Source organism: Streptomyces sp. NBC_00459, from assembly GCF_036013955.1.
Lineage (GTDB): Bacteria > Actinomycetota > Actinomycetes > Streptomycetales > Streptomycetaceae > Streptomyces.
This window is the reverse complement of record NZ_CP107903.1, coordinates 2895792-2921362: the sequence shown is the minus strand read 5'-3', so window position 1 is coordinate 2921362 and position 25571 is coordinate 2895792. Positions and strand designations below refer to the sequence as shown.

The window sequence follows — 25571 nt, the reverse complement described above, 5'->3', positions numbered from 1 at the left end:
CGGGGCCGGTCAGGTCCGCCGCAGTGTCGGCTTGCGCAGCAAGTCATGTCCCCGCACGGCCAGTTGCAGCCGCTGCTGGTTGCTGACCTGCGTGAGATCGAGGCCGAGGATCTCGGAGAGCCTGTCGAGGCGGTGGTAGAGGGTGCGCCGCTGGATGAAGAGCTCCTCCGCCGCCCGCGCCTTGTTGCCACCGCAGTCGAGGAAGGTACGCAGGGTGGGCAGCAGCGGGTTCTTCACCAGTGCGTCGTGCTCCAGAAGCGGACCGAGTTCGTCCTCGACGTAACGCCTGAGCTCGGGACCTTCGGACAGTGCCACGAGGAGGCGCAGAGCCCCCAGATCGTCGAAGTGACGCACTTCCGTGGTCGAGGCGGCCGCCGCGACGGACGCGGCGCTGCGGCTCTGGCGCAACGCCAGCGGAAGTGCCGTCGGATCCACGATCCGGCTGATGCCGGCCCGTATCCCGTGATCGGCCAACAGGATCCGGACCTGGCCCGCGTCGGTGCGGGTGGGCAGGCCCACGACCGCCACGTCGAAGTCCCCGGTGTCGCCCACGACGGCGGGCCAGCCGGCATCCTGCAACAGCCGGGCGAGGACGTGGTCCTTGACGGGCTCCTCGTCCCCCGCCCAAGCCGTGACGACGATCAGGTCCCGCCCGCGCAGGTCTTGGCCGAGCGCCAGGCCGAGGATCACGAACCGCTCTCCCGTGATGTCGCCGAGCAACAGCCGGTTGAGCAGCGCCGTCTGGCGCTGGGAGGCGCGGGCGCCGCTCTCCCGCTCGCTCAGCAGCGAGATCGCGATGGCCGCGGCGGCCCGCTCCAGTGTGCGCAGCTCGGGCGGGCTCGGCCGCTGTCCGCCGTGCAGGAGGTGCAGCCAGCCCCATGACTCGCCCCGGAGCACCACGGGCTGGCGGGCGCATGGCGCGACCTCACGGAACGAGGCCGCCGGGGCGGTGGGCACCCCGGGGTCCTGCGTCGCGAGCGAGGGGTGGCGTTCGTGGATCGCCCGGGAGTGCGCGCTCCACTCGTCCACGACCCGGTCGGCCTCCGGCGTCGCGCCGCCGTACGCCAGCATCTGGTGGGCGACGTCCTCCAGTACCACGGGGTGCCCGGTGCGACGGGCCAGCTCCCTGACCACGCCGACGTAGTCCTCGTCCGCCAGAAGCAGGTCCATGAACGCCTGACTGGTGGCCTCCTCGGCGATCAGCTGCTTGACGCGCATCCCGACCAGCACCTCGTGGACCTGGGCAGAGGTCTCGACGAACGGGATCTCGTCGGCGAGCCCCACCAGGGGCAGGCCGACGGCCTCCGCCTCCTCGATCACGGCCTCCGGCATGGAGTCGAACACGCGCCCGGCCAGTTCGATGACGAGGACGGCCGCGTGGGCGTCCGCGAGCCGTCGGATGAAGGCACGCTGCTCGAACTCCGTCCCGCCCATGCCGAGGCCGGCCGTCAGCAGCATCTCCTGACCCGTGAGAAAGCGGTGGATGTCCGGGATCTCCCCGGTGTGCACCCAGCGCACGGGACGGTCCAGATTCCGCTCCCCGGCATACACCCGCACGGTGGTGCGCGAGAACACCTCAAGCTCCAGCGCGGTGCGAACCGTCAGGACTTCTGCCATGAGCCACGACCTCGGTGTGTGCAGGACCGGCGGCCAATATTGCACACGTTGTGCCTGTCGCCACATCCCCCGTTTCCCCAGACTTCAGGGCAAGCCCGCAGGCACGACCCCTGCAAGGAGTGCAGAGTGTCAGCTCAACACAAGACCATCAAGGCTCCTGCCGCCGTGAAGACGGCACGGACCAGCCGTCCGGAAATCGTCGAGACCGTCGCGGACGTGATCGCCGACGTACGGGCCAACGGGGACGCCGCCGTGCGCCGCTGGTCGCAGAAGTTCGACAACTGGGGCCCGGAGTCCTACCGGCTCGGTCCCGACCGGATCGCCGCGGTGGTCTCCTCCGTCCCCGAGACCGTCCTCGACGACCTGCGCTTCGTCCAGAAGCAGGTCCGCGGCTTCGCACAGGCGCAGCGGGACTCGCTCACCGACTTCGAGGTGGAGACGCTGCCCGGAGTGTTCCTGGGGCAGCGCAACATCCCCATCGGCGCGGCCGGCGCCTACGTGCCCGGTGGCCGCTATCCCCTCACCGCGTCGGCCCACATGACCGTCCTGACGGCCAAGGTCGCCGGTGTCGGACGGGTCGCCGCCACGACCCCGCCGGACCGGGGCGCCCCGCCGGCCGTCAGCATCGCCGCGATGCACCTGGCCGGGGCCGACGAGATCTACGTCATGGGCGGGGTCCAGGCCGTGGCCGCCCTGGCGCTGGGCACCGAGACGATCGACGCGGTCGACATGCTCGCGGGGCCCGGCAACGCCTACGTGGCGGAGGCCAAGCGCCAGCTCTTCGGCGAGGTCGGCATCGATCTCTTCGCCGGACCGACGGAGGTGTTGATCGTCGCCGACGGCACCGCGGACCCGTTCGTGGTGGCGACGGACCTGCTGTCCCAGGCCGAGCACGGACCCGACTCCCCGGCCGTCCTCGTCACGACCTCCGAGGAGGTGGGCCGGCAGACCATCGCCTGGGTGGACAAGCTGCTGCCGGACCTGTCCACCGGAGAGGTCGCCGGCCGTGCCTGGCGCGACCACGGCGAGGTGATCGTCGTCCCTACCCTGGACGCCGCCTACGCACTCGCCGACGAGTACGCCAGCGAGCACGTCCAGATCCTCACCGCCGAGCCCCGCGAGGCCCTGCACCGGATGCGCAACTACGGCGCCCTGTTCCTCGGGGACAAGACGTGCGTCGCGTACGGCGACAAGGTCATCGGCACCAACCATGTGCTGCCCACCCTGGGCGCGGCCCGCTACACCGGCGGTCTCTGGGTCGGCAAGTACCTCAAGACCGTCACCTACCAGGAGATCAGGGACGCCGGGTCCAGTGCCCGGCTCGGCGAGATCTGCGGCAGGGCCTCGCGCATCGAGAACTTCGAGGGACACGCGCGCTCCGGCGACGTTCGCGCCGCGCGCTACGGATCGGCCCCGCTGGACTGGACCGACCACACCTTCGAGCAGAGCTGATCCGCGATGACGGATCGCGACTTATGCCGGCCCGCTGAAGCAGCCCGGCAGCCCTTCGACAAGGAGCACGTCCCCCTCGACCCACGGAGAGCGATATGTCAGCCACCGACAACGAGGCGCACGCGGCGCCCACATCCACCCCCGTAGGCGTGTCGGGCGGGGCCGGGAGCCCCGCCTCCTCGGCCGCGGACGCGGAGATGCTCGCCGTACTCGGCTACGAGCAGAAGTTCGACAGAAAGGTCAGCCTGTGGGCGAACTTCGCCCTGGGCTTCGTCTACCTCTCGCCCCTCGTGGGCGTCGTCTCCCTCTTCGCGGTCGGTCTGGCGACCGCCGGCGGACCGTCCGTCTTCTGGATCGGGATCGTCGGGGCCGGGCAGTTCCTGGTCGCGCTGGTCTTCGGGGAGGTCGTCTCGCAGTTCCCGCTCGCCGGTGGGCTCTACCAGTGGGTCAGACGGCTGTGGAACGGGCGCTACGCCTGGTTCAACGCGTGGACGTACATCTGTTGCATCACCATCGGCATCACCAGCACCGCGCTCTTCAGCTCGGACTTCGTGGCCAGCCTCTTCGCCGGCACCGCCGACGAGCCCGGCATCAGCTCCACCCCGACCCAGCGCCTGTGGATCGCGATCGCCATGACCGTCGTCTGTGTGATCTGCAACTGCTTCGGCACCAGGACACTGGCCCTGATCTCGAAGATCGGACTCGCCGCGGAACTGATCGGTATCGTTCTCGTGGGCCTCTACCTGCTGGTCTTCGAGCGGCACAACCCGGTCTCGATCTTCTTCCGGACCAGTAGCTCCAACCACGACAGCTACTTCATGGCCTTCATCGCCGCCTCGCTCGTCGGTCTCTTCCTCTTCTACGGCTTCGAGGCGTGCGGCGAGATCGCGGAGGAGGTACCCAACCCCTCCCGCAGCATCCCGCGGGCCATGCAGCTGACCGTGGCCGTCGGCGGACTGGCCGCTCTCCTCGCCTTCGTCGGGTACGCTCTCGCGGCTCCGGACCTCGGCTCGATCCTCTCGGGCCAGGACACCAACCCGATCCCCTCGATCCTGCAGAACTCGCTGGGCATCGTCGGCACGAAGCTGGTACTCGCGGTCACCATCACGTCCTTCATCGCGGGTGTGATGAGCCAGCAGGCCGCCGCGAGCCGGATCGTCTTCTCCTTCGCTCGCGACGACATGTTCCCGGGCTCCCGCGTCTTCTCGCAGATCACCCGCAGGCACCGCGTCCCCATGAACGCGCTGCTGGCCGTGAACGTCCTGCCGTTGCTGATCTTCGTGTTCGTCTACTACTCGCCCGACTCCCTCACCAAGATCGTGGCGTTCCAGGTGCTGGCCGGATACGCGGCGTTCATGATGGTCGTACTGGCCGCGCTGCGGATGCGCCTGAAGGGCTGGCGTCCCGCCGGAGCCTGGAGCCTCGGCCGCTGGGGCTTCGCCGTCAACGTGGCGGCCCTGGTCTACGGCGTGCTCGGGATGGTTCTCCTCGCCTGGCCCACCGGTGACTCCGGAACCCCGTTCGTGGACCGGTGGATCGCACTCATCGGGTTCCTCGTCGTCTCGGCCGTGGGCCTGGTGTACCTGTTGACCGCGAAACCGGAGCGCAAGTCCACCGCGCCGGAAGGCGACGCCATGGAGGTGGCCGAGCGCCTGCGCAGCCGCGCCCCGGCCCTTGAGAGCACGACCGGAGGGAACCCCGCATGACACGCGTTCTGTATCTCTACGGAGGCTGGCCGGGCCACAAGCCCTACCAGGTGGCCGAGGAATGGGCCCTGCCGATCTTCAAGAACCTCGGGTTCGACGTCGACGAGACCAACGACATCTTCTCCCTCGACGCCGACCTCACCGGCTACGACCTCATCGCCCTCAACTGGAACAACGCCCTGCTGTCCGAGGGGCTGACCGCCGCCCAGGAGTCGAACCTGCTGCGGGCGGTGGAGAACGGCACCGGGATCGCCGCCTGGCACGGCGCCGCCGCCGCGTTCCGCACCAGCCTCAAGTACCACTGGCTCATCGGCGGCAGCTTCCTCGAACACCCCGCCGGCGAAGGTGTGAAGTACCCCTACGACGTCACCATCACGGACACCGACCACACGATCACCGTCGGAGTGAAGGACTTCAGGGTCGCCTCCGAGCAGTACTACATGTCCGTCGACCCCAACAACCACGTCCTGGCCGAGACCACCTTCACCGGCGAACACCTGCCGTGGCTGGAGGGAAAGACGATCCCTCAGGCATGGACCAGGACCTGGGGCCGCGGCCGCGTCTTCTACAGCGCGGTCGGACACGACCTCGACGACCTCCAGAACCCGGACGTCACCCGCCTGTGCACCCAGGGCTTCGCCTGGGCCGCCCGCCACCACGCCTGATCCCACCGTCCGACCCGAGCTGATCGGAAACCCACCATGCCCGTCCTCACCGGAGGCCAGATCGTCGCGCGGACCCTGCGCAACTACGGGGTCGACGTCGTCGCCGGCATCCCCGGCCACGGAATCTGGTCACTGACCGACGCCTTCCTCGACGACGAGTCCAGGATCCCCTTCATCCAGACCTTCCACGAGCAGAGCGCCGTCCACCTCGCCGACGGCTACTACCGTGTCACCGGCCGCCCGCAAGCCGCGGTCACCTCCATCGGCGCCGGCGCGAGCAACACCGTCATCGGCATGGGCACCGCGTTCACGGACTCCACCAGTGTTCTCGTCGTCACGGGCGGCCCGCCGACCCACATGCGCGGCCACGGACTGCTCCAGGAACTCGACCGCTACACGGCGAACGACTTCCCCAAGGTGGCCGAGGCCGTCAGCAAGCGGCACTGGGTCGTCACCCGGGTCGAGGAGCTTCCCTTCGTCCTGCACCGCTGTTTCAACTCCATGCTGACCGGCCGCCCGGGCCCGGTGCACCTCGAAGTCCCCATGGACGTACAGGCCGAGGCCGCGAACGTCGAACTCCACGACCTGGAGCGGCGCATCCCCGTCGGCCGCCAGCACCCCGACCCGGAAGCCGTGGACCGCGCGGTCGACGTGCTGCGCGCGGCGACCCGGCCGGTCATCGTGGTCGGCGGCGGGGCGATCACGTCCGAGGCCTCCGACCAGGTGCTCTCTCTCGCCGAGAAATGGCAGATCCCGGTCGTCACCACCTGGAACGGCAAGAGCGCCTTCCCCGAGGACCACGAGCTGTTCGCGGGCAGCGTCGGCCAGACCGGCACGATGACCGGCAATGCGATCGCGAGCTCCGCCGACGTCGTCATCTCGGTCGGCTGCCGCTTCACCGACTGGTCCGCCTCCAGCTACGCCAAGGGCATCAGCTTCTCGATCCCGCCCGCGAAGCTCATCCACATCGACATCGACCCGCACGAGATCGGCAAGAACTACCCCGCCGAAGTGGGCATCGTGGCGGACGCGCAGCGCGCCGTGGCAGCCATCGTCGACTCCCTCCCCGCCAAGGGCGTCGACCGCTCCGAGTACCTCGCCGAACTCGCCCGGCTCAAGCAGGACTGGGAGGAGAAGCTCGCCGGCCGCCGCGACAGCGACCGCTTCCCGTTCACCTCACAGCGCCCGCTCGGCGCCCTGCGCAACGTGCTCCCGCGCGACGCGATCATCGTCGCCGGCTCGGGCAACACCCAGGGCGCGGTCAAACAGACCTTCCCGGTCTACTCGCCGCGCACCCACCTCACCTCCGGCGGCTTCTCCTCCATGGGCTGGGCGATCCCGGCCGCCGTCGGCGCCAAGCTCGCCCGGCCGGACAGCCCGGTCGTGTGCGTCCTCGGCGACGGCGACTTCCTGATGACCTCCCAGGAGATCGCCCTGAGCGTCACCGCCGGCGCACCGGTGATCTTCGTCGTCCAGAACAACGCGGGCTACATGTCGATCCGCGGCGGTCAGCGCAAGCAGACCTCGCGGCACATCGGCACGGAGTTCTCGCACCCCGACGGATCGCCGTACAGCCCCGACTTCGCGGCCATGGGCCGGGCCTTCGGGATCGAGTCGTGGAAGGTGAACGACGCCGCGTCCCTGGAGCCGACGCTGCGCAAGGCGGTCCAGTCCGGGGCCCCCGCGCTGATCGAGGTCCCCACGGACCGCGACGCCGCGGGCCCCTGGGTCCCCGGCTGGTGGGACTTCCCGATCCCGGCGTACATCACGGACGAGCGACAGGAGGAGTACCACCGCACCCGGGCCACCGAGCAGCACCTCTGACGGTCGGCCCGCTGGTTGCTCGGTTCGGGGACGGTGCGCTGATCCGCAGTCCGCGCGGGTAGCGGCAATTGCATCGCGACGGATGCGGGGTAGGCCATCGTCCCGTCGGCGGACGCGGATGCGTTCGTGCCCGGATCGAGAAGCAGAGACCGGCCTCTTGCGGGAGGCCGGGGCGGCCCCGTTCGCCGACGATCCGGCCGTCGGCCATGTAGGAGAAGATCGTGGCCCGCACCGAGATCTTGTCGGCGAAGCGTCACCTGATGACCACCACCGGGTGACCGCTATCTGCCGGGCGTTTTGTCGGATCCCGGGAAACGATGCGAGACGGTCGTGGCCTCGCCGGCGGCGAAGGCGGCCGGGGTGAGGCCGGTGCGGTCGCGGAAGAAGCGGCCGAAGTTCGCCGGGTCGGTGAAGCCGAGGTGGGCGGCAACAGTCCGGGCGTCCCACCGGGCACCTGCCAGCAGGCGCCGGGCTTCCAGGAGGCGCCGCTCGTCGATGAGTTCACGTACCCCCTTGCCGGTGGCGTCCCGGGCGGCACGGCTCAGGGTGCGGACCGAACAGCCGAGCGACTCGGCGTAGTCCGCGGCTTGGTGGAGTTCGCGGAAGTGCAGCTCCAGGGCGTCCAGGAAGCGTCCGTACCTGTCGGCGCGGCCAGTGCCTGCCGTGGCCGTGCCGATGGGGGCGGTGTCCGGGGAGTTGGCCAGGCGCAGCAGCAGCGATTCGAGGAGGCTCCGCCGCAGGGCGTGGTGGATGCCGAGGGGGCGGCTCCCCAGTGCGCGGTGTTCGTCCAGGAGCTGGAGTGCAGTCTGCTGGAGCCAGGCGGTGTCGTCGGGGTGCGGGCTGAGCACGGCAGGGGCCTCGTGCGCGGTGAGCGGGGCCAGGAGACGGGCGAGGTCGGGCCGCAGCACGTCCGGTTCGAACAGGATGAACGGGCCGCGGGCCGCGCCGGGCGGATGCCAGCACTGCGCGTGCCCGGGACGCACCCACAGCCACTGGCCGGGGGAGACGGTCCGAGTGACGTGGTCGACGTCGTGCCTCAACTCGCCCTCGATGACCAGGATCAGGTAGTGGAAGGTGGCACGGCCCGGACGGGGCGGGTTCCACGGCCAGTCGTCGTGCTGGGCGAAGAACTCCTCGACGGTACTCACCTCAAGGCCGTACGGAGTACCGACCGGGGGCTGGAAACCGTAGAGCGGAACCGCAGCCGGTCCGGCCTGCCCGTTCGGTCCGGAGTGTCTCTTTTCGACCATCACGTGTCCGCAGCCTACTGCGGCAGCTGGACGTGCAGTACGCCGCGCCACCCCCGCTCGGTGATCCCCGGTACTGCCTGGACCACATTGGCCGCGACTGCGCCCGCCTGGTCTCGCGGCCCGGCGCGGCGGCGCTGTGCCGCCTCATCATCACCGAACTTCCCCGGATGACTACCTGGACGCCGAAGAGCAGGTCGGCACACTCGACTTCCGTTCGGCCGACGGACGGACACAGCAGACCTCCCCAGTGGCCGAACAGTCCCTCGGCGTGATCCGCGGCCGGCTCCTGGCCTCAACCCGTACGCACAGACTTCGTCCCGCCCGACCTACGCCTGGCCGGCCAGCCTCTGTCGCAGGGCGTCGTTGTCGTCGTGGTGGACGACCTCGTCGAAGCGCAGCCGCAGCCCGTGCTTGGCCAGTAGGCCGGCCACGATCGCGTCGAGCTGTTCGCGGTGTTCCTTGGTGCGGGCCTGTACGTACGCCTCGCGCACCTCGTCGGGTTCGTCGGCGAGGACCTGGTCCATGCGCTCGCGGATGTACCGCTTGAGGTTGATGTGCTCCATGAACACCTCGGTGATGCCCGCGTCGACGAGCTGCCCGAAGAGATGGTCCAGGAGTTCGGGCCGGGCGGCGAAGTGGGGCAGGAGCGGGCCGACGAAGGCGAAGGTGGGGATACCTGCCTCGCGTAGTTCCGTGAGCGTGCGCAGGCGACGGGAGGCGAGCGGGGCGCGGACCTCAAGCCAGCGGCTGACCTTGTCGTCCGCGGTGGTCACGGTCATGCCGACCTCCGCTCTGGGCAGGCCGGCGAGCAGGTCGATGTCGCGGGTGACGACCGGTGACTTGGTCAGGATGCGGACCAGGCCCGGGTACTCGACGGCTTTCAGTTCGCGCAGGATGCCGCGGGTGAGCCGGTACTTCGTCTCGTGGCCCTGGTAGGGGTCGGTGACCGAGCTGAGCAGCATCGTGCCGTGGCGCTTGTGCTCGGGCATCCGGGCCAGCTCTTTGCGGGCCAGGTCGACGGCGTTCTTCTTCACGTACAGGTAGTCGCCCCACTCCTTGGCCGACCGGCCGAACTGCCGCCCCGCGAAGGAGGCGAAGCAGTACGCGCAGCCCAGAACACAGCCGGTGTAGGGGTTGATCACGTAGTCGTTCGACGGGGTTTTCGACTTCTGGATCAGGGTCTTCGCCTCGATCTCGACCGGTTCCATGACGGGCTTCCTCTCTGCTGTCGGCCGCCCGCGCCCGGGGCGGCACCCGTTCCTGTGCTGCGTGCTGTGTGCCGGGTGAGGCGACTGGACCTCAAACCTGCATTACGTGGAACAATAATCTCTGAAAGTTGATTCCATGGAATCTAAATGGTTTGCTGGGTGGGCGGCCGCTCCGGGGCCTTGATCGCAGGTCTGTCTGCTTCCGGTCGGCAGGCCCTGTGAGTCGTTCCGGTGGGGAGCGGTAATCGCCCTCCGGGTCAAGCGCGCTGCGGAGAGTCACGTTTGTCCCTGTATGGGACTGTCAAGGAGTGAGTGTCATGACCGTTCCCGCCTTCAACTCGGTCGCCTGGTTCGAGTTCGGCACCGACCAGCCGCAGAAGGTCAAGGAGTTCTACGGCGAGCTCTTCGACTGGAACTACGTCCTCAACACCAACACCCCGGGCGTCACCTACCACTCGGTGACACCGCCCGGTGCCCAACAGCCGACGGGCGGCGTGTGGGAGTCCGAGGGCAAGTTCTCCAACTACGCGATCTTCTACGTCCTCGTCCAGGACGTCACCGCGACCGTCGAGCGCGCGGGAGAACTCGGCGCCGAGGTGGTCATGGAGCCGGTTTCCGACTCCGCGGGCTTGACCTTCGCCCGGCTGCGGGACACGGCCGGCAACCACTTCGGCGTCTTCTCCGCGCCCGCCCCCGCCCCCTGACCGGTCGCGCGGGCCGCCGCGCGACCCCGGCGGCGCCCGCATGGCCTTCGCCGTCTCGACTTCACCCGACAGCCACCCACCCCCGCACAAGAACCCCAGAATCCCAGAACCCCAAGGAGCAAACGACATGACCAGCGCGAACATCGACATCGCCCGCACCTACTTCCAGGCCGTCCAGACCGGAGACATGGCCGCTCTCGGTGAACTCCTCGACGCCGACATCGTCTGGCACCAGCCCGGCGCCAACCGGTTCTCCGGCGAGCACAAGGGCCAGGGCGCCGTCTTCCAGATGCTCGGCAGCATGATGGAGGCCAGCCAGGGCTCCTTCGCCATCGACAAGATCCACACGCTCATGGGCAACGGCGACCTGGTCGCAGCCACCATCCACTTCACCGGCCGCCGCGGCGACACGTCGATGAGCATGGACGGCGTAGACCTCCTGCGCATCGAGAACGGCAAGATCGCCGAGATGTGGCTCTTCTCCGCCGACCCGGCCGCCGAAGACGCCTTCTGGGGCTAGAACCGCGGGTGCCCGGGGCCGACTCGACCCCGGGCACCCACGAGCCGATCCGTACGCACACGAAAGGCACCCGCATGCGGAAGATGACCGAGCGGCAGTGGCGGGCGTTCGTCGCGCACGGAACCCGCACCGGCAAGCTGTCGACCAGCCGCGCCGACGGCAGCCCGCACGTCACGCCGGTCTGGTTCCTCCTCGACGGCGACGACATCGTGCTGACCACCGAGAGGAACGGGGTCAAGGGCCGCAACCTCGCCCGTGACGGACGGTTCGCCCTCTGTGTCGACGAGGACCGGCCCCCGTACGCCTTCGTCCTCCTCCGGGGTCGCGCGACGACCTCCGACGATCCGGAAGGCATGTTGCGCTGGGGTGGTCTCCTGGGCGCCCGCTACATGGGCGACGACCGCAGCGAGGAGTACGCCGTGCGCAACGGCGGCCCCGGCAATCTCCTCGTCCGGGGCCGTATCGACAACGTCATCGCCTTCGCCGGTATCGCCGACTGAGGTGTGGCTGACGGGCCGGGCCGGGGCTGTGGTCGTCCGGCCCCGGCCGGTCAGCCCGCGGTCACTGCCGGGCCGTTCCGGCTCACGAAGCCGGTCGGCCGGGCTGCTTCGGTGCCCGCATGGCCGACGATGACGTCTGCGCGGTGGCCTTCCGCTCCGCGTCCAGGGCGCGTCCGGCCGCCCGCAGTGTGCTGAGGACCGCGGTCACCTCGCGTACGGACCGCTCGGGAATCACCGACCCGATCCGCAGTTCCAGCTCCTCCTCGAAGACCTTCAGCGCCCCGTCCACCAGCTTCCGCCCCGCAGGCGTCAGTTCGACGATCGAGGAACGGCGGTCGTTCGGATTGGCCCGCCGCTGACACAGGCCCGCCGCCTCAAGACGGTCGACCACCTTGCTCGTGCCGCCCACCGTGATCGAGAACTTCTCCGCGATGTCCTGGATCCGCCGCCCGGGCTGCTGACGCAGCAGGTGCAGCACCTCGAACGAGGTCAGCGGCAGGTCGTACTCCGCCCTCAAACGCCCCTCGATACCGTCCCACAGCTCGATCTCCAGCGAGACCAGCTCCCGGTACAGCAGCTTCAGGTCGGCGTCAGCCATCACTCGACTTCCGTAGAACTATCTTCCATGGACGGTTAATCGTAGGCCACGGGCATCCCCCCTGCTGGGGACCGGTGTTACCACCCCGTGCGGCCCGAGAGGGAAACGGCCCCGAGCGGGCACACCGTCCTCTCGTGTGGTGCTCCGTGGTCGCGGTCGCGGTCGCGGTCGCGGTCGTGGTCAGGACGTCGGGGCGGTCGGGGACAGGTCTCGTCCAACTGCTCGGGTTACGGCCGCCGGCAGCCGTGTTCGGCTGTCACAGGGAGACGGGACCGAAGTCTGCGGCGGTCTGGGCCAGTGCGCGGAGGGTGGGGCCGTCGGCGGTCGATCGCCATGTGAGGGCAAAGTGGATGGTGGGGGCATCGTGAACGGGGAGGAAGACGATGCCTGGGGGACTGTTGTAGCGGGCGGCGATCTCGCCCAGCGGGTGGACGCACTGTCCGGAGGCGACCAGGGAGAGGATCTCGTGGAAGGTCCGCGCGACGGGCCCGCGCGGGATACGCCGGCCGAGCGGCGTACGCGTGGGGACCATGGTCGTGACCCAGTACTCAGGGGCGTCGGGGCCGAAGTCGACGACATGGTTGTCGCCGAGGTCTTCCAGTGACGCGGTGCCGCGCTCGGCGAGGGGATGGTCTGCCGCCACGGCGAGCACGCGGCCTCCGGTCAGCACGGTCGGGCCGACGGTGAGGTCCGGTTCGGCCACCGGAAGCCACAGCACGTGCGCGTCGTGCTCTCCGGTGCGCAGCGCGCCGAACGGGTCGCAGCCGTTGATCTCGCCGAACTGGACATCGCTGCCGGGGTGGCGGGAGCGGAAGGCCTCGATGAGGGGGCGCAGTTCGTGGCCGGCATGGCCGAACACCCCCAGGCGCAGGGTCTGCCCGGTCCCCGTCCCCGTGCCGGCCGCTTCGGCGCGGGCGAGCCCCTCCCGGAGAAGGTCGACGGCCTGCTGGAGGTCCTCGCGCAGACGCCGGCCGACCGGGGTCAGGGCGACGCGCCGGCTGGTGCGGTCGAACAGGACGACGCCCAGGCGCCGTTCCTGCTTGGCGATGGCCTGGCTGACGCGGGCCTGGGACACATGGAGTCGCTCCGCGGTGCGGCCGAAGTGCAGCTCCTCGGCCAGGGTCAGGAAGATCTCGATGTCACGCAGCTCCATGCACAACCCCCATCATCGAACCTCATCCGCAACGCCTGTCCACAACCCCTATCCATGCATAACAACTACATTATGAATAGCCCAAGGAACCTTGCATTGTTCCGCTGTCCCGCCCCCTCGATGCTGGATCCATCACCACCGGACAGGCGACACCCGCCTGACGCGCACATGGATGGGGAGGGAACCGATGGGCGACATGCGGGCCATCGCCGATCGCGTCGAGATCGAGGCGCTGCGAGCCGAGATCACGGACGCGGTGATGATGCGTGACTTCGACCGCGTCGTCTCGCTGTTCACGCCCGAGGGCGTCATGCGCTGGCCGCACATCGACAAGGAGTTCGTCGGGCGCGAGGAGATCCGCGCGGGGATCGAGTGGGGCCAGTCGCTCTGGGAGTTCTTCGTGCAGAACGTCCACCCGGGCATCATCCGGCTGGACGGCGACACCGCCACCGGCCGGGCGTACATCGAGGAGTTCGGACGGATGCGTGACGGCAGCTCGCACCTGAACCACGCCTTGTACCACGACCGTTATGAGCGCACTGCCGACGGCTGGAAGTTCGGGGAACGCGTCTACGAGGTCCGTTACCTGGACGCCACCCCGCTCCGCGGCTCGGCGCCGGAGCGCCTCGGCCTCAGCTGACCCGTCCTGCACGCCGTCACGGCGTGCCAAGTCGACACCTTGCGTGCCGAGTCGACATCCGGCGTGCGAATTTCTGAAAGCGGAGGAGAGAAACCATGGCTGAGAACACCGAGATCGTCGTCATCGGCGGCGGTTACGCCGGGGTCATGGCGGCCAACCGCCTGACGCAGCGCGACGACGTGACCGTGACCCTGATCAACGCCCGCCCGGACTTCGTCGAGCGGATCCGACTGCACCAGCTGGCGGGCGGGACGCACTCGGCCGTCAACGACTACCGGAAGATCCTGGGCGAGCGCGTCCGGCTGGTGGTCGGCACCGTGACGCGGATCGACGCGACGGGGCGCGGGGTGGAGCTGGCGAGCGGCGACACGGTCGGCTACGACTACCTGATCTACGCGGTGGGCAGCGGCAGCGCCGTCCCGGGTGTGCCCGGAGCTGCCGAGTTCGCCCACCCGATCGCCACGTTGGAGGAGGCGCAGCGCCTGCGGTCGGTCCTCGACGCCGCTCCCGCCACGGCCCCTGTGACGGTGGTCGGCGCCGGTCCGACCGGCATCGAGACCGCCGCCGAACTGGCGGAGAGGGGCCGCACCGTGACCCTGGTCTGCGGAGGGCCGCTCGGTCCCTATCTGCACCCGAACGGCCGCCGCTCGGTCGCCGGGCGGCTGGCCCGCCTCGGCGTGACCGTGCTGCAGGGACCCGGCACCAAGGTCACGGAGGTGACCGGCGACACCGTGCGCCTCGGCGACGGTCGTGAGCTGTCGAGCGAGGTCACCATCTGGACCGCCGGGTTCGGCGTGCCGGACCTGGCCGCCCGGAGCGGGCTCACCACCGACGCCCTGGGCCGCCTGCTCATCGACGAGACCCTGACGAGCGTCGACGACGAGCGGATCGTCGCCGCCGGGGACTCGGCGGCACCGTCGGACATGCCGTTCCGGATGAGCTGCCAGGCCGCCGGCCCGCTGGGCGCACACGCCGCCGACACGGTGCTCAGCCGTATCGCGAGCGAGCGGCCCGCACCGATCGACCTGGGGTTCGCCGGCCAGTGCATCAGCCTGGGGCGCCGCGCGGGCATCTTCCAGTTCGCCCACAAGGACGACACCGCCAAGCGGCTCCACCTCGGCGGCCGAACAGGCGCGAAGGTGAAGGAGTTTGTGTGCGAGCACACCATCAAGCAGCTGGTGAACGAGGCCCACAAGCCCGGCTCGCACACCTGGGCCAAGGGCGATCAGGGCCGCCGACTGCTGCGGGCCCAGCGCCGCGAGACGGTGGCCACCGCCGGACAGTCCGCCTGAACAACGCACCGGCAGCCGACGTGAGACCGCATGCCGATGGTCCTGGCGCACGGCTCGCCCGTGACCTCTTCTCGCGCTACGAACCGCGCTACGAACCCCGCTACGAACCGCGCTACGAACCGCGTTACCAACCGCGTTACGAACCGCGGTCGTCATCCACCGCGCAAGATCGATTATCGATACACGTACTGGGGGTTCAGTCATGATCCTGATTACCGGGGCCACCGGCGTCGTCGGCCGCGAAACCGTCCGCCTCCTGGTTGAGGGCGGGGCGAAAGTCGCCGCTGTCACCCGCGACCCGCAAGCCGAATTCCCCGCGGGTACACAGCTCGTCCACCCCGCGAAGGTTCCCGCCGTCGACGGCGTGGAGGCCGTCCTGCTCAGCCCGCGTGCCGTCGGATCCGCCGCTGTCGACCTGTTGGCCCGTGCCCGAGAGACGGGCGCGGCAAGGGTGGTCGTGCTGTCCTCCCTGACCGTGCAGTACCCGGCCGGCCACGCACGCTTCCGGGAGCAGTTCCACGCGGTGGAGGACATCGCCAAGGGGAGCGGCCTGGACTGGACGGTCCTGCGCTGCGCCGATTTCGCCGCCAACTCCCTTGCTTGGGCCGGGCAGATCCGGGCGACCGGGACCGTGCGAGGGGCCTACCCGCCCGCGAGGACCTCGACCGTCGACGAGCGTGACATCGCCGCGGTGGCCGCCCTCGCCCTGACCCGTCCGCAGCACAGCGGTCAGACGTATCTGCTCACCGGCGAGCAGTCGCTGAGCCAGCAGGAGAAGGTCGCCGCGCTCGGCGCGGCGCTCGACCGGACACTGTCGTTCGTCGAGGCCGCACCGGACGAGATCCGCCGTGGCATGCTCGCCGCCGGCCTGCCCGACGAGGTACCCGACCGGCTGCTCGGCTCGCTGGCCGACTACGCCCGCGAAGCCGGGCCCACCACCGACACCGTGCGGCGGCTGCTGGGCCGCCCGGCACGCACGTACGCCACCTGGGCGCAGGACCACCGTGCCGCCTTCACCGTGGGAGGACCCCGATGAAACTCACGATCGTGGCCGCCACCGGCGGTGTCGGACGGCACCTGGTCGAGCAGGCGGTGGCCGGCGGGCATGACGTCACCGCCGTGGCCCGCCGCCCCCGTGAACTGCCGGACGGTGTCCGGGCGGTCGCCGTCGACCTCACCCGACCCGACATGCCGACGCTCACCGAGGCGGTGCGTGGCGCCGACGCCGTACTGTCCGCGCTCGGCCCGCGAAACCCGCGCGCGGACGCGGGCATCACCTCGCGTGGCACCCGTGCGATCGTCGCGGCGATGCATGCCGAGCACGTCCGGCGGATCATCGTCGTCAGCGCCGCCCCCGTCGGACCGGTGCCGGTGCCTGGCCGGCCGACGCCGCCCAGGCACGATCCCGGCGACGGCTTCTTCATGCGCCACCTGGGCGTCCCGCTGACCCGGGGGATGTTCGGCCGGCACTACGCCGACCTCGCCGTGACCGAGCAGACCCTGCGCGACAGCGGACTGGAATGGACGGTGTCGCGCCCGCCCAAGCTCACCGACAAGCCCCTGACCGGCAGGTACCGGACCGCGTGGAACCGCAACATCCGGGGCGGGTTCTCCGTGTCACGGGCCGACGTCGCCCACCACATGCTCGCCATGGTGAACCAGCCGGACAGCATCGAGCAGGTCGTCGGAATCGCGAACTGACGCGCACCGGCCACACACACGACCCGGGCGGCGGGTGAGGAGGCGGGCGACGACCCGCGACGGTGACCAACACCGTCAGGAAGATCCATCGGCCGTCCCGCCCGCCCCTTCGCCGCCCGGGTCACCCATCACGAAGGAACGTGATCATGACGAAGTACGCCCGTTTCGCCAGCCTCGTGTTCGCGGGGCTGTTCGCCGGATTCCTCACTTCGGTCCTTGTCCTGGAACTCTCGCTGCGCGGCTTCGACAGCACCGTCTACACCCAGGTCCGGCTGGTCGAACTCGACTCCCTCGACAGACTCGCCCTCGCCACACTCCTGCCGGCGCTGATCGGCACAGCGGTACTGGTCCACCGCACCTACCGAACAAACACCCGATGGTTGACCGTGGCCGCACTTGCCCTCCTGGTCTTCGTCTTCGGCCTCACCCTCATCGTCAACCTGCCCATCAACTCCGACCAGCTCCACTGGAACGCCCAGGCCCCGCCCTCCGACTGGACCGACGTACGGGACCGCTGGCAGATCGCCCACGCTGTCCGGACGACGGCCGCGGTCCTCGCCTTCGTGTTCCTCGCCCTCGCAGCGCAGTTGCCTTGTACACGCCGTTCGAGCTCGCCGAACACCTCGGTGCGGAGGGGTCGGCTGCGCGTATGAGGTGAGGGAGTCCAACGTCAGTGTGCGAGACCAGGGTTGGACTCCCTCGCGACCACGAGACCCGCACTGCGAGGCCCCCGCGTGCCGAAGCGACGTGTAGGAGTTCGCGGCGGCCGGGCGGCGATGGCACATACGTACATGGATTACGTACTCCTACCGATGTGTCCCTGACATCTGTGCCGTTTCCTTGCGTGCATGACGACACGGGGCGTGAAAGCGCAGATGCCGAAGAACGTCAAGATGGCTTTGGCGGGGGTATGGGTCCAGGCCGTGCTGAGCCTGGTGGCGGGATTCCTGTTGCTCGCCGTGGTGGACGACGCGGTGGACCACGGTCAGGAAGACGGGGCCGGGCTGCTCCGGTTCGTGGCGGTGCTGACGCTGCTGATCGCGGGGGCGCTCCTGCTGTGCGGCGTTTTCGCGGGCACGCGGGCGAACGGGATACGGGTCACGATCATCGCCATCGAGGTGCTGAGCCTGGTCAGCGGTTTGGTGGGCCTGCTGAACGGGGGCGGCATCTCGATCGCGGGCATCCTCCTCGCCCTTGTCGTGCTGCGGGGTGCCTGCTCCGCGGAAGCCAGGAACTGGTTCGATCAGTGAGGTGCGTGCCCAAGCGCGTACCCGGGCCGAAACACTCCGTCGTGCCCGTCGTCGCGGCCCTCGCCGTGGCCGTCCTGTTCACCGGGGGTTGTTCGAGCGCCCGCGGCACCTCCCTTTCCGGTGATCCGTCCGAGAGCGCGACGGGGGCGTCCGAGTCGCCGAGCCCTTCGCCGACCCCGTCGATCACTCCCCCCTATCCGACCGGGGCGTCCGGTTGCCACGACAACAAGGGGTGGACGGCCGAGGAGTCCAGGGACTGGGTCGGGCGCTTCGTCGACACACCCAAGGAGAACTACGGGGGCGACGGGCTGAGGGTTGTCAGTCTGCCGGGGTACAACGGGCCGCTCTGCCGGAAGATCACCGTGCAGGTCGAGTTCTGGAAACTGGTGTACGGAGTCGCGAACGGCGTCGATGGGAAACGCCTCTCGAACGGGGTGCGGCCCGCCTACTACTTCGACATCCAGCGGGTGAAACGCGTCGAACTCCATGTGGACGCGGGCGTCGAGCGGAAGATCGCCCTGCCCAAGTCCCTCTACGCGACGGACCGCAGTCCCTGCGTGGGCGCCCTCATCTCGGTCACCGTGGGCAAGCCGCTGACAAGCAGGGAACTGCCCGAGGAGGTCGAGGTCGGCGGCCAGAAGGACGCCTGGGATCGCGCCATTGTGGACTTCCGGTCGCAGCGGGTCGCCGACCACGAACTGTCCGAGCCCTCGGCGCCGCAGGTGTGCAGCCCGGACGGCAAGCCCACCGCCGACCCGGCCGACGTACCCGCACCGGGCTCCCAGCCGACGGACCTTCTCCCGACCAGCCTCTACCCGACCGAGCTCCACCCGACGCCCGAATTCAGCCTCGACATCGACGACGTCTTCCGCTCTCCCACGTCCTGAGCCCTCCGCGCATCCGGGAGCGCACCGACCTCCTGGATTCTTGACCGCTTTCTCTTCACCACGTCAACGGGCCCTGCCACAAGGCAAGTTCGGCTGGGCCGTCCGACCTCACCCTGGGGAAAATCACATGCGTATGCACACCACGGCCACCGTCCTTTCCGGCGCCCTCATACTCTCGGCGCTCGTTCTTCCGGGCGCCGCTCATGGAGCGGAGCGCCCTGGGACGGCTACGGATCTCAGAGCCTTCGCCGCGCAGAGCGGCCTGCGGAAGGACCCGGTGGGCGGCACCACCTTCAAGGACGGAGTCGTCAACAAGGGCAAGGACATCGTTCTCGGCGTGACGGGCAAGAAGGCCGTTCCCGTCACGTTCACCGCCTTCGACGAGGAAGGCCTGGCCCTCACCATGGCGTTCCTGTGGCAGGGCACCGACAGTTCGAGCACGGACACCATCACCGGCGCCCTGGGGACGGACGACAACCCCGTCTGCACGGAGACCACGGTCGAGGGCGGCTACAGCTACAGCTGCAAGACGGTCTTCACCATCGACCCCGCGGTCGACTTCAAGGACGGCAACGGCGTCGCGGGGCCCTGGAAGCTCTTCCTGGGTGCCTACGACCTCTACGCGAGCGCCAGTGCCGACGACGACGTCGCCAAGGCCAGCATCAAGCGTGCCGCCAAGCTGACCGTCAACGCCTCCCCGGAGCCGGTGAAGAAGGGCAAGACCATCACGGTCACCGGCAAGCTGACGCGCGCCGACTGGTCCACGGGCAAGACCAACGGATATGCGACCCAGCCGGTGAAGCTGCAGTTCCGCAAGAAGGGCAGCAGCACCTACACCACCCTCAAGACGGTCAAGACCAGCCGCACCGGCGCCCTGAGCACCACCACCAAGGCCGGTGTCGACGGCGACTACCGCTTCGTCTTCGCCGGCACCGCCACGACCGGCGCCGCGACGGCGACCGGCGACTTCGTCGACGTCAAGTAGGCGGCTGCCCGGCCCGGTCCGGACCGTGGCGGCCGGACCGGGCTCAGTCCTGTTCCGCGCGGGTGTCCCCGAAGCGGCTCCCGGTGCGGCGGCGGGCCATCAGCGTGGCCAGGGCGGTACGTGAGGAGACCCCGGTCTTGCGGAAGGCGCGGGAGACATGGGTGTCGACGGTACGCCGGCTGACGTAGAGCCGGTCCGCGATGGCCTGGCTGGTGAGCCCCTGCGCCACCAGCTCGGCTATCTCCAGCTCGCGGGCGGTCAGGGCGGCCAGCCGCTGGGTGAGTTCGGCGCGCTCCGGGGAATCGTACGGAGCCTCGGAGCCGCCACCGGGCGGACGGGTGGCGTCGGCGAGGCCGACCAGCATTCCGCTGCCGCCCGTCTCGGCGAGCCGGCGCCCCCTGAGCCAGGCGTGCGTGCCGCCCCGGCCATGGCCCGCTGCCGCTTCCAGCGGGGCGCCGAGCAGCAGGGAGTGGGCCTCCCAGAAGACCGCGCCGCAGCGGGCGCTCTCCGCCGCGGCCTCCGCGAACAGGTCCGCCGCCGCTGCCGTGTCCCCCTGCGCCAGCGGCAGATGGGCGGTGCTGCGCAGCGCGGACGCCCGCTGCATCGGCAGCCCCAGTTGTTCCGCCTCCTTGCGCGCCCGCTCGGCCCAGCCGCGGGCCTCCTCGGGCCTGCCCGTCACCAGTGCGGACGTGACCAGGATCTCCAGGTAGAGCGGCCGCATCGAGGGCTGGATCCGCTGCAGTTCGGGGCCGCCCGCCCGGAGCATCGCGTCCCGGGCCCGGACCGGATCGCCGGCCATGAGCGCGGCCCAGCCGAAGATGCACCAGGCCGTGGAGGCCCACCAGTCGACCCCGGTACCGGCCGCCGCCACCGCCTCCTCGGCTACGGCGAGAGGGCGGGGATCGCCCGGCGGGCAGGCGGCGACGAGGGCCGCGGCCTTGCTCGCCAGGACGAACGCGAGCAACTGGTCGCTGCCGATCCCGCGGGCGATGTCCTCGGCCTGGTCGGCGAGTTCCAGCGCCGAGGAGATCCGGCAGGTCTGGACCCGGACATGGGACAGGCACAGCAGCAGATGGGGCACGACATAGAGCTGGCCGCTGCGGCGGGCGATGTCGAGGCCGCGCTCCGCGTGCCGCTCCGCGTCCGGGTAGTGCTCCAGGAACGCCTCCGCCCAGCCGAGCCGGGCCAGTGGTTCGCACAGCGCGGTGAGATCGTTGTCGGGCAGGGAGTCGACCAGGGCGGCGGCCTCCCGGGCGAATCCGTGCGCCGCGGTCATGTTGCCCTCGTACGCCTCTCCCAGGGCGGCGACGGCGAGGACGCCCGCCTCCTTGACCTCGTCCCCCAGGGACCGGGCCGCCGCGAGCGCCACCTCGACCTCGGTGCGCACCTGGGCGTACGAGGTGCCGCTGTCCTGGGGCGCGGCCGAGCCCAGCTCCAGACCGAGCCGGACGACGTCGGCCGGGGCGGGGCCGCGGGCCAGCTCGCGGCGTAACAGCGCGACCGCCTCGGTGCAGCGCCCCAGATGACGCTCCACCAGCGCGCACAGGACGACCGCGCGCACTCTGAGGCGGTCCTGGTTCTCGCCGAGACCCTGGTTCTCGTCGGTGGCCGGGCCACCGGGTGACAGCCGCGGGGTGGCGATCAGCTCCTGGAGCAGATCGCGGCTCTCGCGCAGGCCACCGCACGCGGCCAGGGCGCGGGCCCGCCTCAGGACCAACTCACGCCGCCTGGTGGTGTGTTCGGGAGTGTGCGGAAGATGGCGGAGTGCCACATCGAGCCAGTGGGCGCAGCTCGCCGGGGCCGTTCGGGCGGTTCGCGCGGCGGCCTCTTCGAGCACGGCCACCGCTGCCGGGTCCCAGGCGGTCAGTGACTGTTCCACATGGTGGGCCCGCTCGGCGGCGGAGGCACCCGCGCGGGCCAGTTCCTGCGCGGCGAGCCGGTGGATCTCGACGCGCCTCAAGAGGGGCGTGCTTTCGTGGACGAGGGTTCGCACGACCGGATGCCGCAGGGTCAGCAGGCCCTGGGGGGCGGAGCGCAGCAGGTCGCGTCGGGTGAGGGCGTGGACATCGGCGGTGAACGCGGTGCCGGAGCGGCCGGTCACCCGGCTCACCATCGCCGGGGTGGCGTGCTCGCCCAGTACCGCCACGGCGTCGACGATGCCGCGCCGGGAGGGGGCGAGCACGGTCAGTTCGTCCAGCAGCAGGGTGCCGAGGCCGGGCGGCGCCGAGGACTCGGGTGTCGTACCCCCGCGGTGGGCCTGAAGGAGGGTCAGGAAGTAGAACGGGTTGCCCTCGCTCGCGGCGTACAGCGCGGCGGTCTCGGCGGGCGGCATGCCGGGGCCGGCCAGTTCGGCGCAGTCGCGTGCGCTCAGCGGTCTCAGACCGAGTCTGACGACCGTGCCGGTGTCGAGTTCCCGGGTGAGCCTGGCGGCGAGGGACTCGGGACTCTGGCGGTCACGGCGTGTCACGGCCAGGACGACGGGGGCGTGCACGGGATGGCGTACGAGATGGTCCAGCAACTCCAGTGACGCCGGGTCCGCCCAGTGCAGGTCGTCGAGGGCCAGCAGCAGCCCGGACGGGGCGGCGAGCCGGGCGAGCAGGGCAGCCGTGGACCGGTGCAGTCCGAAACGGTCGACCGCGCCGCTCCGATGGAGAAGGGGCGCCACCGGGTCGGTCTCCTGGAAGCCGTCCAGGGCGTCCAGGGCGTTCGGGTCGAGGTGGGCGAGCGCGTCGGTGAACACCTGGAACGGCACCTGCCGCTCGTACTCCGTGGCTCTGCCGCGCAGCACCGTCATTCCGCGTCGGCGCGCCCGCGCGCAGACCTCGCCGAGCAGCCGGCTCTTGCCGATGCCGGCCTCACCGGTGATGTCGACGAGCCGGCAACGGCCGCTGTCACGGAACTCCTCGCCCCGTGCCGTGCCGCGCGCGCCGTCTGCCGCACGGTCGAGCAGCGCGTCGAACCGGGCCAGTTCGACGGAGCGGCCCAGCAACGGAACTCCGTTCCCGTTCGCCCCAACTACCCCGTCCGCCCCCACAGTTGCCCCCCTGTCTTTACATTCCCCTCACATATCATTCTCTCCTGTTGATCGTCGTAACCGCCGCGTCGGTGAACCGGGACGGACGGATCTCACACCGCAGCACCACGGGAACCGGGGTGCGGGCAGAGGGAGTTACTCGGACTCCTCTTGCGGAAGGGTGTGACTGTTGATCGCGTCGGCGATGGCGTGGGCGGTGCGGACGAAGGACTCCGCCTGTTGGGCCGTCAGGTTGCGGGCGGAGGTCTCTTCCAGGGTTCGCCACATGGCTGCGAGGGGTTCGCGCATGGCGCGGCCCTTGTCGGTGAGGTGGACGACCATGACGCGTCGGTCGTGTTGGGCCGGTTCGCGGAGGAGCAGGCCGGCGTCCTGCATGCGGCGCAGGGACTTGGAGACGGTGGAGTGGTCGAGGCCGACGCTTTCGAGGAGTTCGGACTGGGTCTGGCCGTCCCGGTCGAGGAGGTGCATCAGCAGCAGTTCCTGTCCAAGATGCAGGTCCATCTCGCGGAGCATGGCGGCGGCACGGGCCCGGTGGGCGCGGGCGAGCTGGAAGATCGCGTAGCTCATCGGCCCTTCGCCGGCTGTGGTGGGGGTGTTGGGTGTGGGGTCGTTCATGGTTCGGTTCCTCGGGCGGTGTGGGTGGGGTAGTCGGTGCAGCCGACTGCTCCGCCGCCGTAGAGGGTCGCCGGGTCGGGGGTGTTCAGCGGCGCGTCAGAGCGTAGTGGCTCGACCAGGTCGGGGTTGGCGAGCGAGAGCGCGAGGGCATCGACGGGGACGAGGCAGGCCGTGCCGTGGGCGATGTCCTTCGGTGGGGTGATGAGCGGGTGGGGTGACCGGGAAAGGCGGCCGGGCTCGGCGGAAGGCGTGGCGGTCGTGATCGGTCGAGGGTGAGGACGAGTTCGCCCCGGACAGCCCGGCGTCGCTGACCTGCTGACCTGCTGACCTGCTGGGCGGTCGCGGTCTGATCGAGCGGGTGAGTGATGACGGTGGGGACGGCCTTGCCGGACGCGGCGTCCTGGGCCCGCGCTGCCAGGTCGGCGGCGGAGCGTTTCCGGGGACTGCCGGAGGCGGAACGCAGCCGAGTGGGGGCGGGGCGCGGAGCCGAATCGGGGTGCCTGTCGGTCTGCGCCGAGGGTCTGGCGCTGGAGCCGCTCGGGGAGGCCGGCCTCCCCGGGGTGGGCGGGTGTCGGATACGCGTCGGCTCGGGGCGGCCGACGGGTTGTTGCCGGCACGCCACCGATGCATTTGTTGTGACGTACATCACATTTGCGACCTGTCACGTGCGGTGCGGGTCGCTTGTCCCATGGGCGTCACCGGCACCGAAGCCGGTGCCCGACCTTGGGAGATCCGATGAACAACGGCCACCGCATCGTCGTCCTCGGCGCCGGCTACACGGGCTTGTTCTGTGCCATCCGGCTGGCCCACCGCACCCGCCGGACCGGCGTGAAGATCACCCTGGTCAACCCCTCCGGCCGGTTCGTCGAGCGGCTGCGGATGCACCAGATCGCCGCCGGGCAGGAGCTCGCCGACCACCGGATCCCCGACCTCCTCACCGGCACGGGCGTCACGTTCGTCCAGGGCGCCGCCACCGCCATCGACCCCGAGGCCCGGCAGATCACCGTCGACGACGCCGAGACCCTCGGGTACGACACGCTCGTCTACGCACTGGGCAGCTCGACCGACACCGGAAAGGTCCCCGGCGCCGACACCCACGCGTTCACCCTCAACAACCCGGAGATCGCCGGTCGGTTCGCCACGCGCCTCACCGAGGTCGCCGCGTCCGGCGGCACGGTCACCGTCTGCGGCGGCGGCCTGACCGGCGTCGAGGCGGCCACCGAGATCGCCGAGAGCCACCCCGGCCTGGACGTCACGCTGATCAGCCTGGACGAGCCCGGCGGCATGATGGGTGCCAAGGCCCGCGCCTACCTCTACGGCGCGCTGGACCGCCTCGGCGTCACTCTTGAGACCGGCGCCCGCGTCACCAAGGTGCTGCCCGACGCCGTCGAACTGGCCGACGGCCGGCTCGTCCGCTCCGACGCCTGCCTGTGGACCACCGGCGTCAAGGTGTCGCCGCTCGCCGCCGACGCCGGGATCGCCACCGACGACCGCGGCCTCATCCTGGTCGACGCCACCCTGCGTTCGGTCTCCCACCCGGAGATCCACGCCATCGGCGACGCCGCCGCCGTCCGGCTGGCCTGGGGGCAGATCCACGGCACCTGCCAGAGTGGCCTGCCCACCGCCCAGTACACCGCCGACACCATCGCGCGACTCGTGCGCGGCAAGGCCGTCAAGCCCTTCCGCTTCGGCTACTTCCACCAGCCGGTCAGCCTCGGCCGCCGTGACGCCGTCATCCAGTTCACCAAGGCCGACGAAACCCCCCGCCGTATGCACCTCACCGGCCGGAGCGCCGTCGCGTACAAGGAGATGGTCAGCGGCAGCCCGCTCACGACCTACCGATTGAGCAAGCGCATGAACGTCACCACCATCGTCTCCAAGGGCGGCCGGGCCACCCGCAAGCCCGTGGCATGACGGGCGCATCGGCTGCCGGCGCCATGATCCCGGGCCTTGCCGCCCTGGTTACGGCG

General features: G+C 70.2%; 23 protein-coding genes. 16 read left to right on the top strand and 7 right to left on the bottom strand.

Annotated elements, in window-relative coordinates; translation table 11 throughout:
- Positions 1-9 precede the first annotated feature (9 nt).
- A complete protein-coding gene (locus OHN74_RS12815) occupies positions 10-1617 on the bottom strand; it encodes a PucR family transcriptional regulator (protein ID WP_327694701.1) in 1608 nt (535 codons plus the stop codon).
- Between the two features lie 126 nt (positions 1618-1743).
- On the opposite strand from OHN74_RS12815, the gene hisD reads away from it, so the two are divergent.
- From hisD to OHN74_RS12795, 4 genes are all read left to right on the top strand, one after another.
- Positions 1744-3069 carry a histidinol dehydrogenase gene (gene hisD, locus OHN74_RS12810; RefSeq protein ID WP_327694700.1) on the top strand — a complete coding sequence of 442 codons (1326 nt, stop codon included), beginning with the start codon at positions 1744-1746 and terminating at the stop codon, positions 3067-3069.
- A gap of 95 nt (positions 3070-3164) precedes the next feature.
- The gene (locus OHN74_RS12805; RefSeq protein WP_327694699.1) at positions 3165-4775 is read left to right on the top strand and encodes an APC family permease; all 1611 of its coding nucleotides are present in this window, start codon (positions 3165-3167) and stop codon (positions 4773-4775) included.
- A complete protein-coding gene (locus OHN74_RS12800) occupies positions 4772-5440 on the top strand; it encodes a ThuA domain-containing protein (RefSeq protein WP_327694698.1) in 669 nt (222 codons plus the stop codon). The genes OHN74_RS12805 and OHN74_RS12800 overlap by 4 nt, the downstream gene beginning before the upstream one ends.
- 36 nt (positions 5441-5476) lie before the next feature.
- On the top strand, positions 5477-7264 hold the full coding sequence (locus OHN74_RS12795) for a thiamine pyrophosphate-binding protein (protein ID WP_327694697.1): 1788 nt from the start codon (positions 5477-5479) through the stop codon (positions 7262-7264).
- A gap of 281 nt (positions 7265-7545) precedes the next feature.
- Here OHN74_RS12795 and OHN74_RS12790 read toward each other — a convergent pair whose 3' ends face one another.
- Both OHN74_RS12790 and OHN74_RS12785 read right to left on the bottom strand, forming a co-directional pair.
- Positions 7546-8412 (bottom strand): helix-turn-helix domain-containing protein, encoded by an 867-nt coding sequence (locus OHN74_RS12790; protein WP_327694696.1) that lies wholly within the window; start codon positions 8410-8412, stop codon positions 7546-7548.
- Between the two features lie 428 nt (positions 8413-8840).
- Entirely contained in the window at positions 8841-9722 is an 882-nt protein-coding gene (locus OHN74_RS12785; protein ID WP_327694695.1) for an SPL family radical SAM protein, read from the bottom strand.
- Positions 9723-10039: 317 nt separating this feature from the next.
- Here OHN74_RS12785 and OHN74_RS12780 point away from each other — a divergent pair, with 317 nt between their 5' ends.
- The 3 genes from OHN74_RS12780 to OHN74_RS12770 all read left to right on the top strand — a co-directional run bounded on the left by OHN74_RS12780 (position 10040) and on the right by OHN74_RS12770 (position 11446).
- Complete coding sequence (locus tag OHN74_RS12780; protein WP_327694694.1) at positions 10040-10426, top strand: VOC family protein; 387 nt, start codon at positions 10040-10042, stop codon at positions 10424-10426.
- A gap of 127 nt (positions 10427-10553) precedes the next feature.
- The gene (locus tag OHN74_RS12775) at positions 10554-10946 is read left to right on the top strand and encodes a nuclear transport factor 2 family protein (RefSeq protein ID WP_327694693.1); all 393 of its coding nucleotides are present in this window, start codon (positions 10554-10556) and stop codon (positions 10944-10946) included.
- Between the two features lie 74 nt (positions 10947-11020).
- The gene (locus tag OHN74_RS12770) at positions 11021-11446 is read left to right on the top strand and encodes a PPOX class F420-dependent oxidoreductase (RefSeq protein ID WP_327694692.1); all 426 of its coding nucleotides are present in this window, start codon (positions 11021-11023) and stop codon (positions 11444-11446) included.
- Positions 11447-11528: 82 nt separating this feature from the next.
- Here the strand turns inward: OHN74_RS12770 and OHN74_RS12765 are convergent, their stop codons facing one another.
- Both OHN74_RS12765 and OHN74_RS12760 read right to left on the bottom strand, forming a co-directional pair.
- Positions 11529-12044: a MarR family winged helix-turn-helix transcriptional regulator gene (locus tag OHN74_RS12765; RefSeq protein ID WP_327694691.1), complete on the bottom strand. Its 516-nt coding sequence runs from the start codon at positions 12042-12044 to the stop codon at positions 11529-11531.
- 256 nt (positions 12045-12300) lie between these two features.
- Positions 12301-13197 (bottom strand): LysR family transcriptional regulator, encoded by an 897-nt coding sequence (locus OHN74_RS12760; RefSeq protein WP_327694690.1) that lies wholly within the window; start codon positions 13195-13197, stop codon positions 12301-12303.
- Between the two features lie 187 nt (positions 13198-13384).
- Between OHN74_RS12760 and OHN74_RS12755 the strand changes: the two genes are divergently transcribed.
- From OHN74_RS12755 to OHN74_RS12720, 8 genes are all read left to right on the top strand, one after another.
- Positions 13385-13837: a nuclear transport factor 2 family protein gene (locus OHN74_RS12755; RefSeq protein ID WP_327694689.1), complete on the top strand. Its 453-nt coding sequence runs from the start codon at positions 13385-13387 to the stop codon at positions 13835-13837.
- Positions 13838-13932: 95 nt separating this feature from the next.
- A complete protein-coding gene (locus OHN74_RS12750) occupies positions 13933-15129 on the top strand; it encodes an NAD(P)/FAD-dependent oxidoreductase (protein WP_327694688.1) in 1197 nt (398 codons plus the stop codon).
- A gap of 202 nt (positions 15130-15331) precedes the next feature.
- Entirely contained in the window at positions 15332-16165 is an 834-nt protein-coding gene (locus tag OHN74_RS12745; RefSeq protein WP_327694687.1) for an NAD(P)H-binding protein, read from the top strand.
- On the top strand, positions 16162-16830 hold the full coding sequence (locus tag OHN74_RS12740) for an NAD(P)-dependent oxidoreductase (protein ID WP_327694686.1): 669 nt from the start codon (positions 16162-16164) through the stop codon (positions 16828-16830). Before OHN74_RS12745 ends, OHN74_RS12740 begins: the two co-directional genes overlap by 4 nt.
- A gap of 146 nt (positions 16831-16976) precedes the next feature.
- Positions 16977-17483 (top strand): DUF1772 domain-containing protein, encoded by a 507-nt coding sequence (locus tag OHN74_RS12735; protein ID WP_327694685.1) that lies wholly within the window; start codon positions 16977-16979, stop codon positions 17481-17483.
- Between the two features lie 195 nt (positions 17484-17678).
- Positions 17679-18080, top strand: coding sequence for a hypothetical protein (locus OHN74_RS12730; RefSeq protein ID WP_327694684.1), 402 nt, complete (start codon positions 17679-17681; stop codon positions 18078-18080).
- A 41-nt stretch (positions 18081-18121) separates the two neighbouring features.
- Positions 18122-18967, top strand: a complete 846-nt coding sequence (locus tag OHN74_RS12725) for a hypothetical protein (protein ID WP_327694683.1) — start codon at positions 18122-18124, stop codon at positions 18965-18967.
- Between the two features lie 127 nt (positions 18968-19094).
- Entirely contained in the window at positions 19095-19952 is an 858-nt protein-coding gene (locus OHN74_RS12720) for a hypothetical protein (protein WP_327694682.1), read from the top strand.
- A 43-nt stretch (positions 19953-19995) separates the two neighbouring features.
- Here the strand turns inward: OHN74_RS12720 and OHN74_RS12715 are convergent, their stop codons facing one another.
- Positions 19996-22941, bottom strand: a complete 2946-nt coding sequence (locus tag OHN74_RS12715) for a helix-turn-helix transcriptional regulator (RefSeq protein WP_327694681.1) — start codon at positions 22939-22941, stop codon at positions 19996-19998.
- 180 nt (positions 22942-23121) lie between these two features.
- Positions 23122-23601 carry a MarR family winged helix-turn-helix transcriptional regulator gene (locus OHN74_RS12710; protein ID WP_327694680.1) on the bottom strand — a complete coding sequence of 160 codons (480 nt, stop codon included), beginning with the start codon at positions 23599-23601 and terminating at the stop codon, positions 23122-23124.
- A 735-nt stretch (positions 23602-24336) separates the two neighbouring features.
- Between OHN74_RS12710 and OHN74_RS12700 the strand changes: the two genes are divergently transcribed.
- A complete protein-coding gene (locus OHN74_RS12700) occupies positions 24337-25515 on the top strand; it encodes an NAD(P)/FAD-dependent oxidoreductase (RefSeq protein ID WP_327694679.1) in 1179 nt (392 codons plus the stop codon).
- Positions 25516-25571 lie beyond the last annotated feature (56 nt).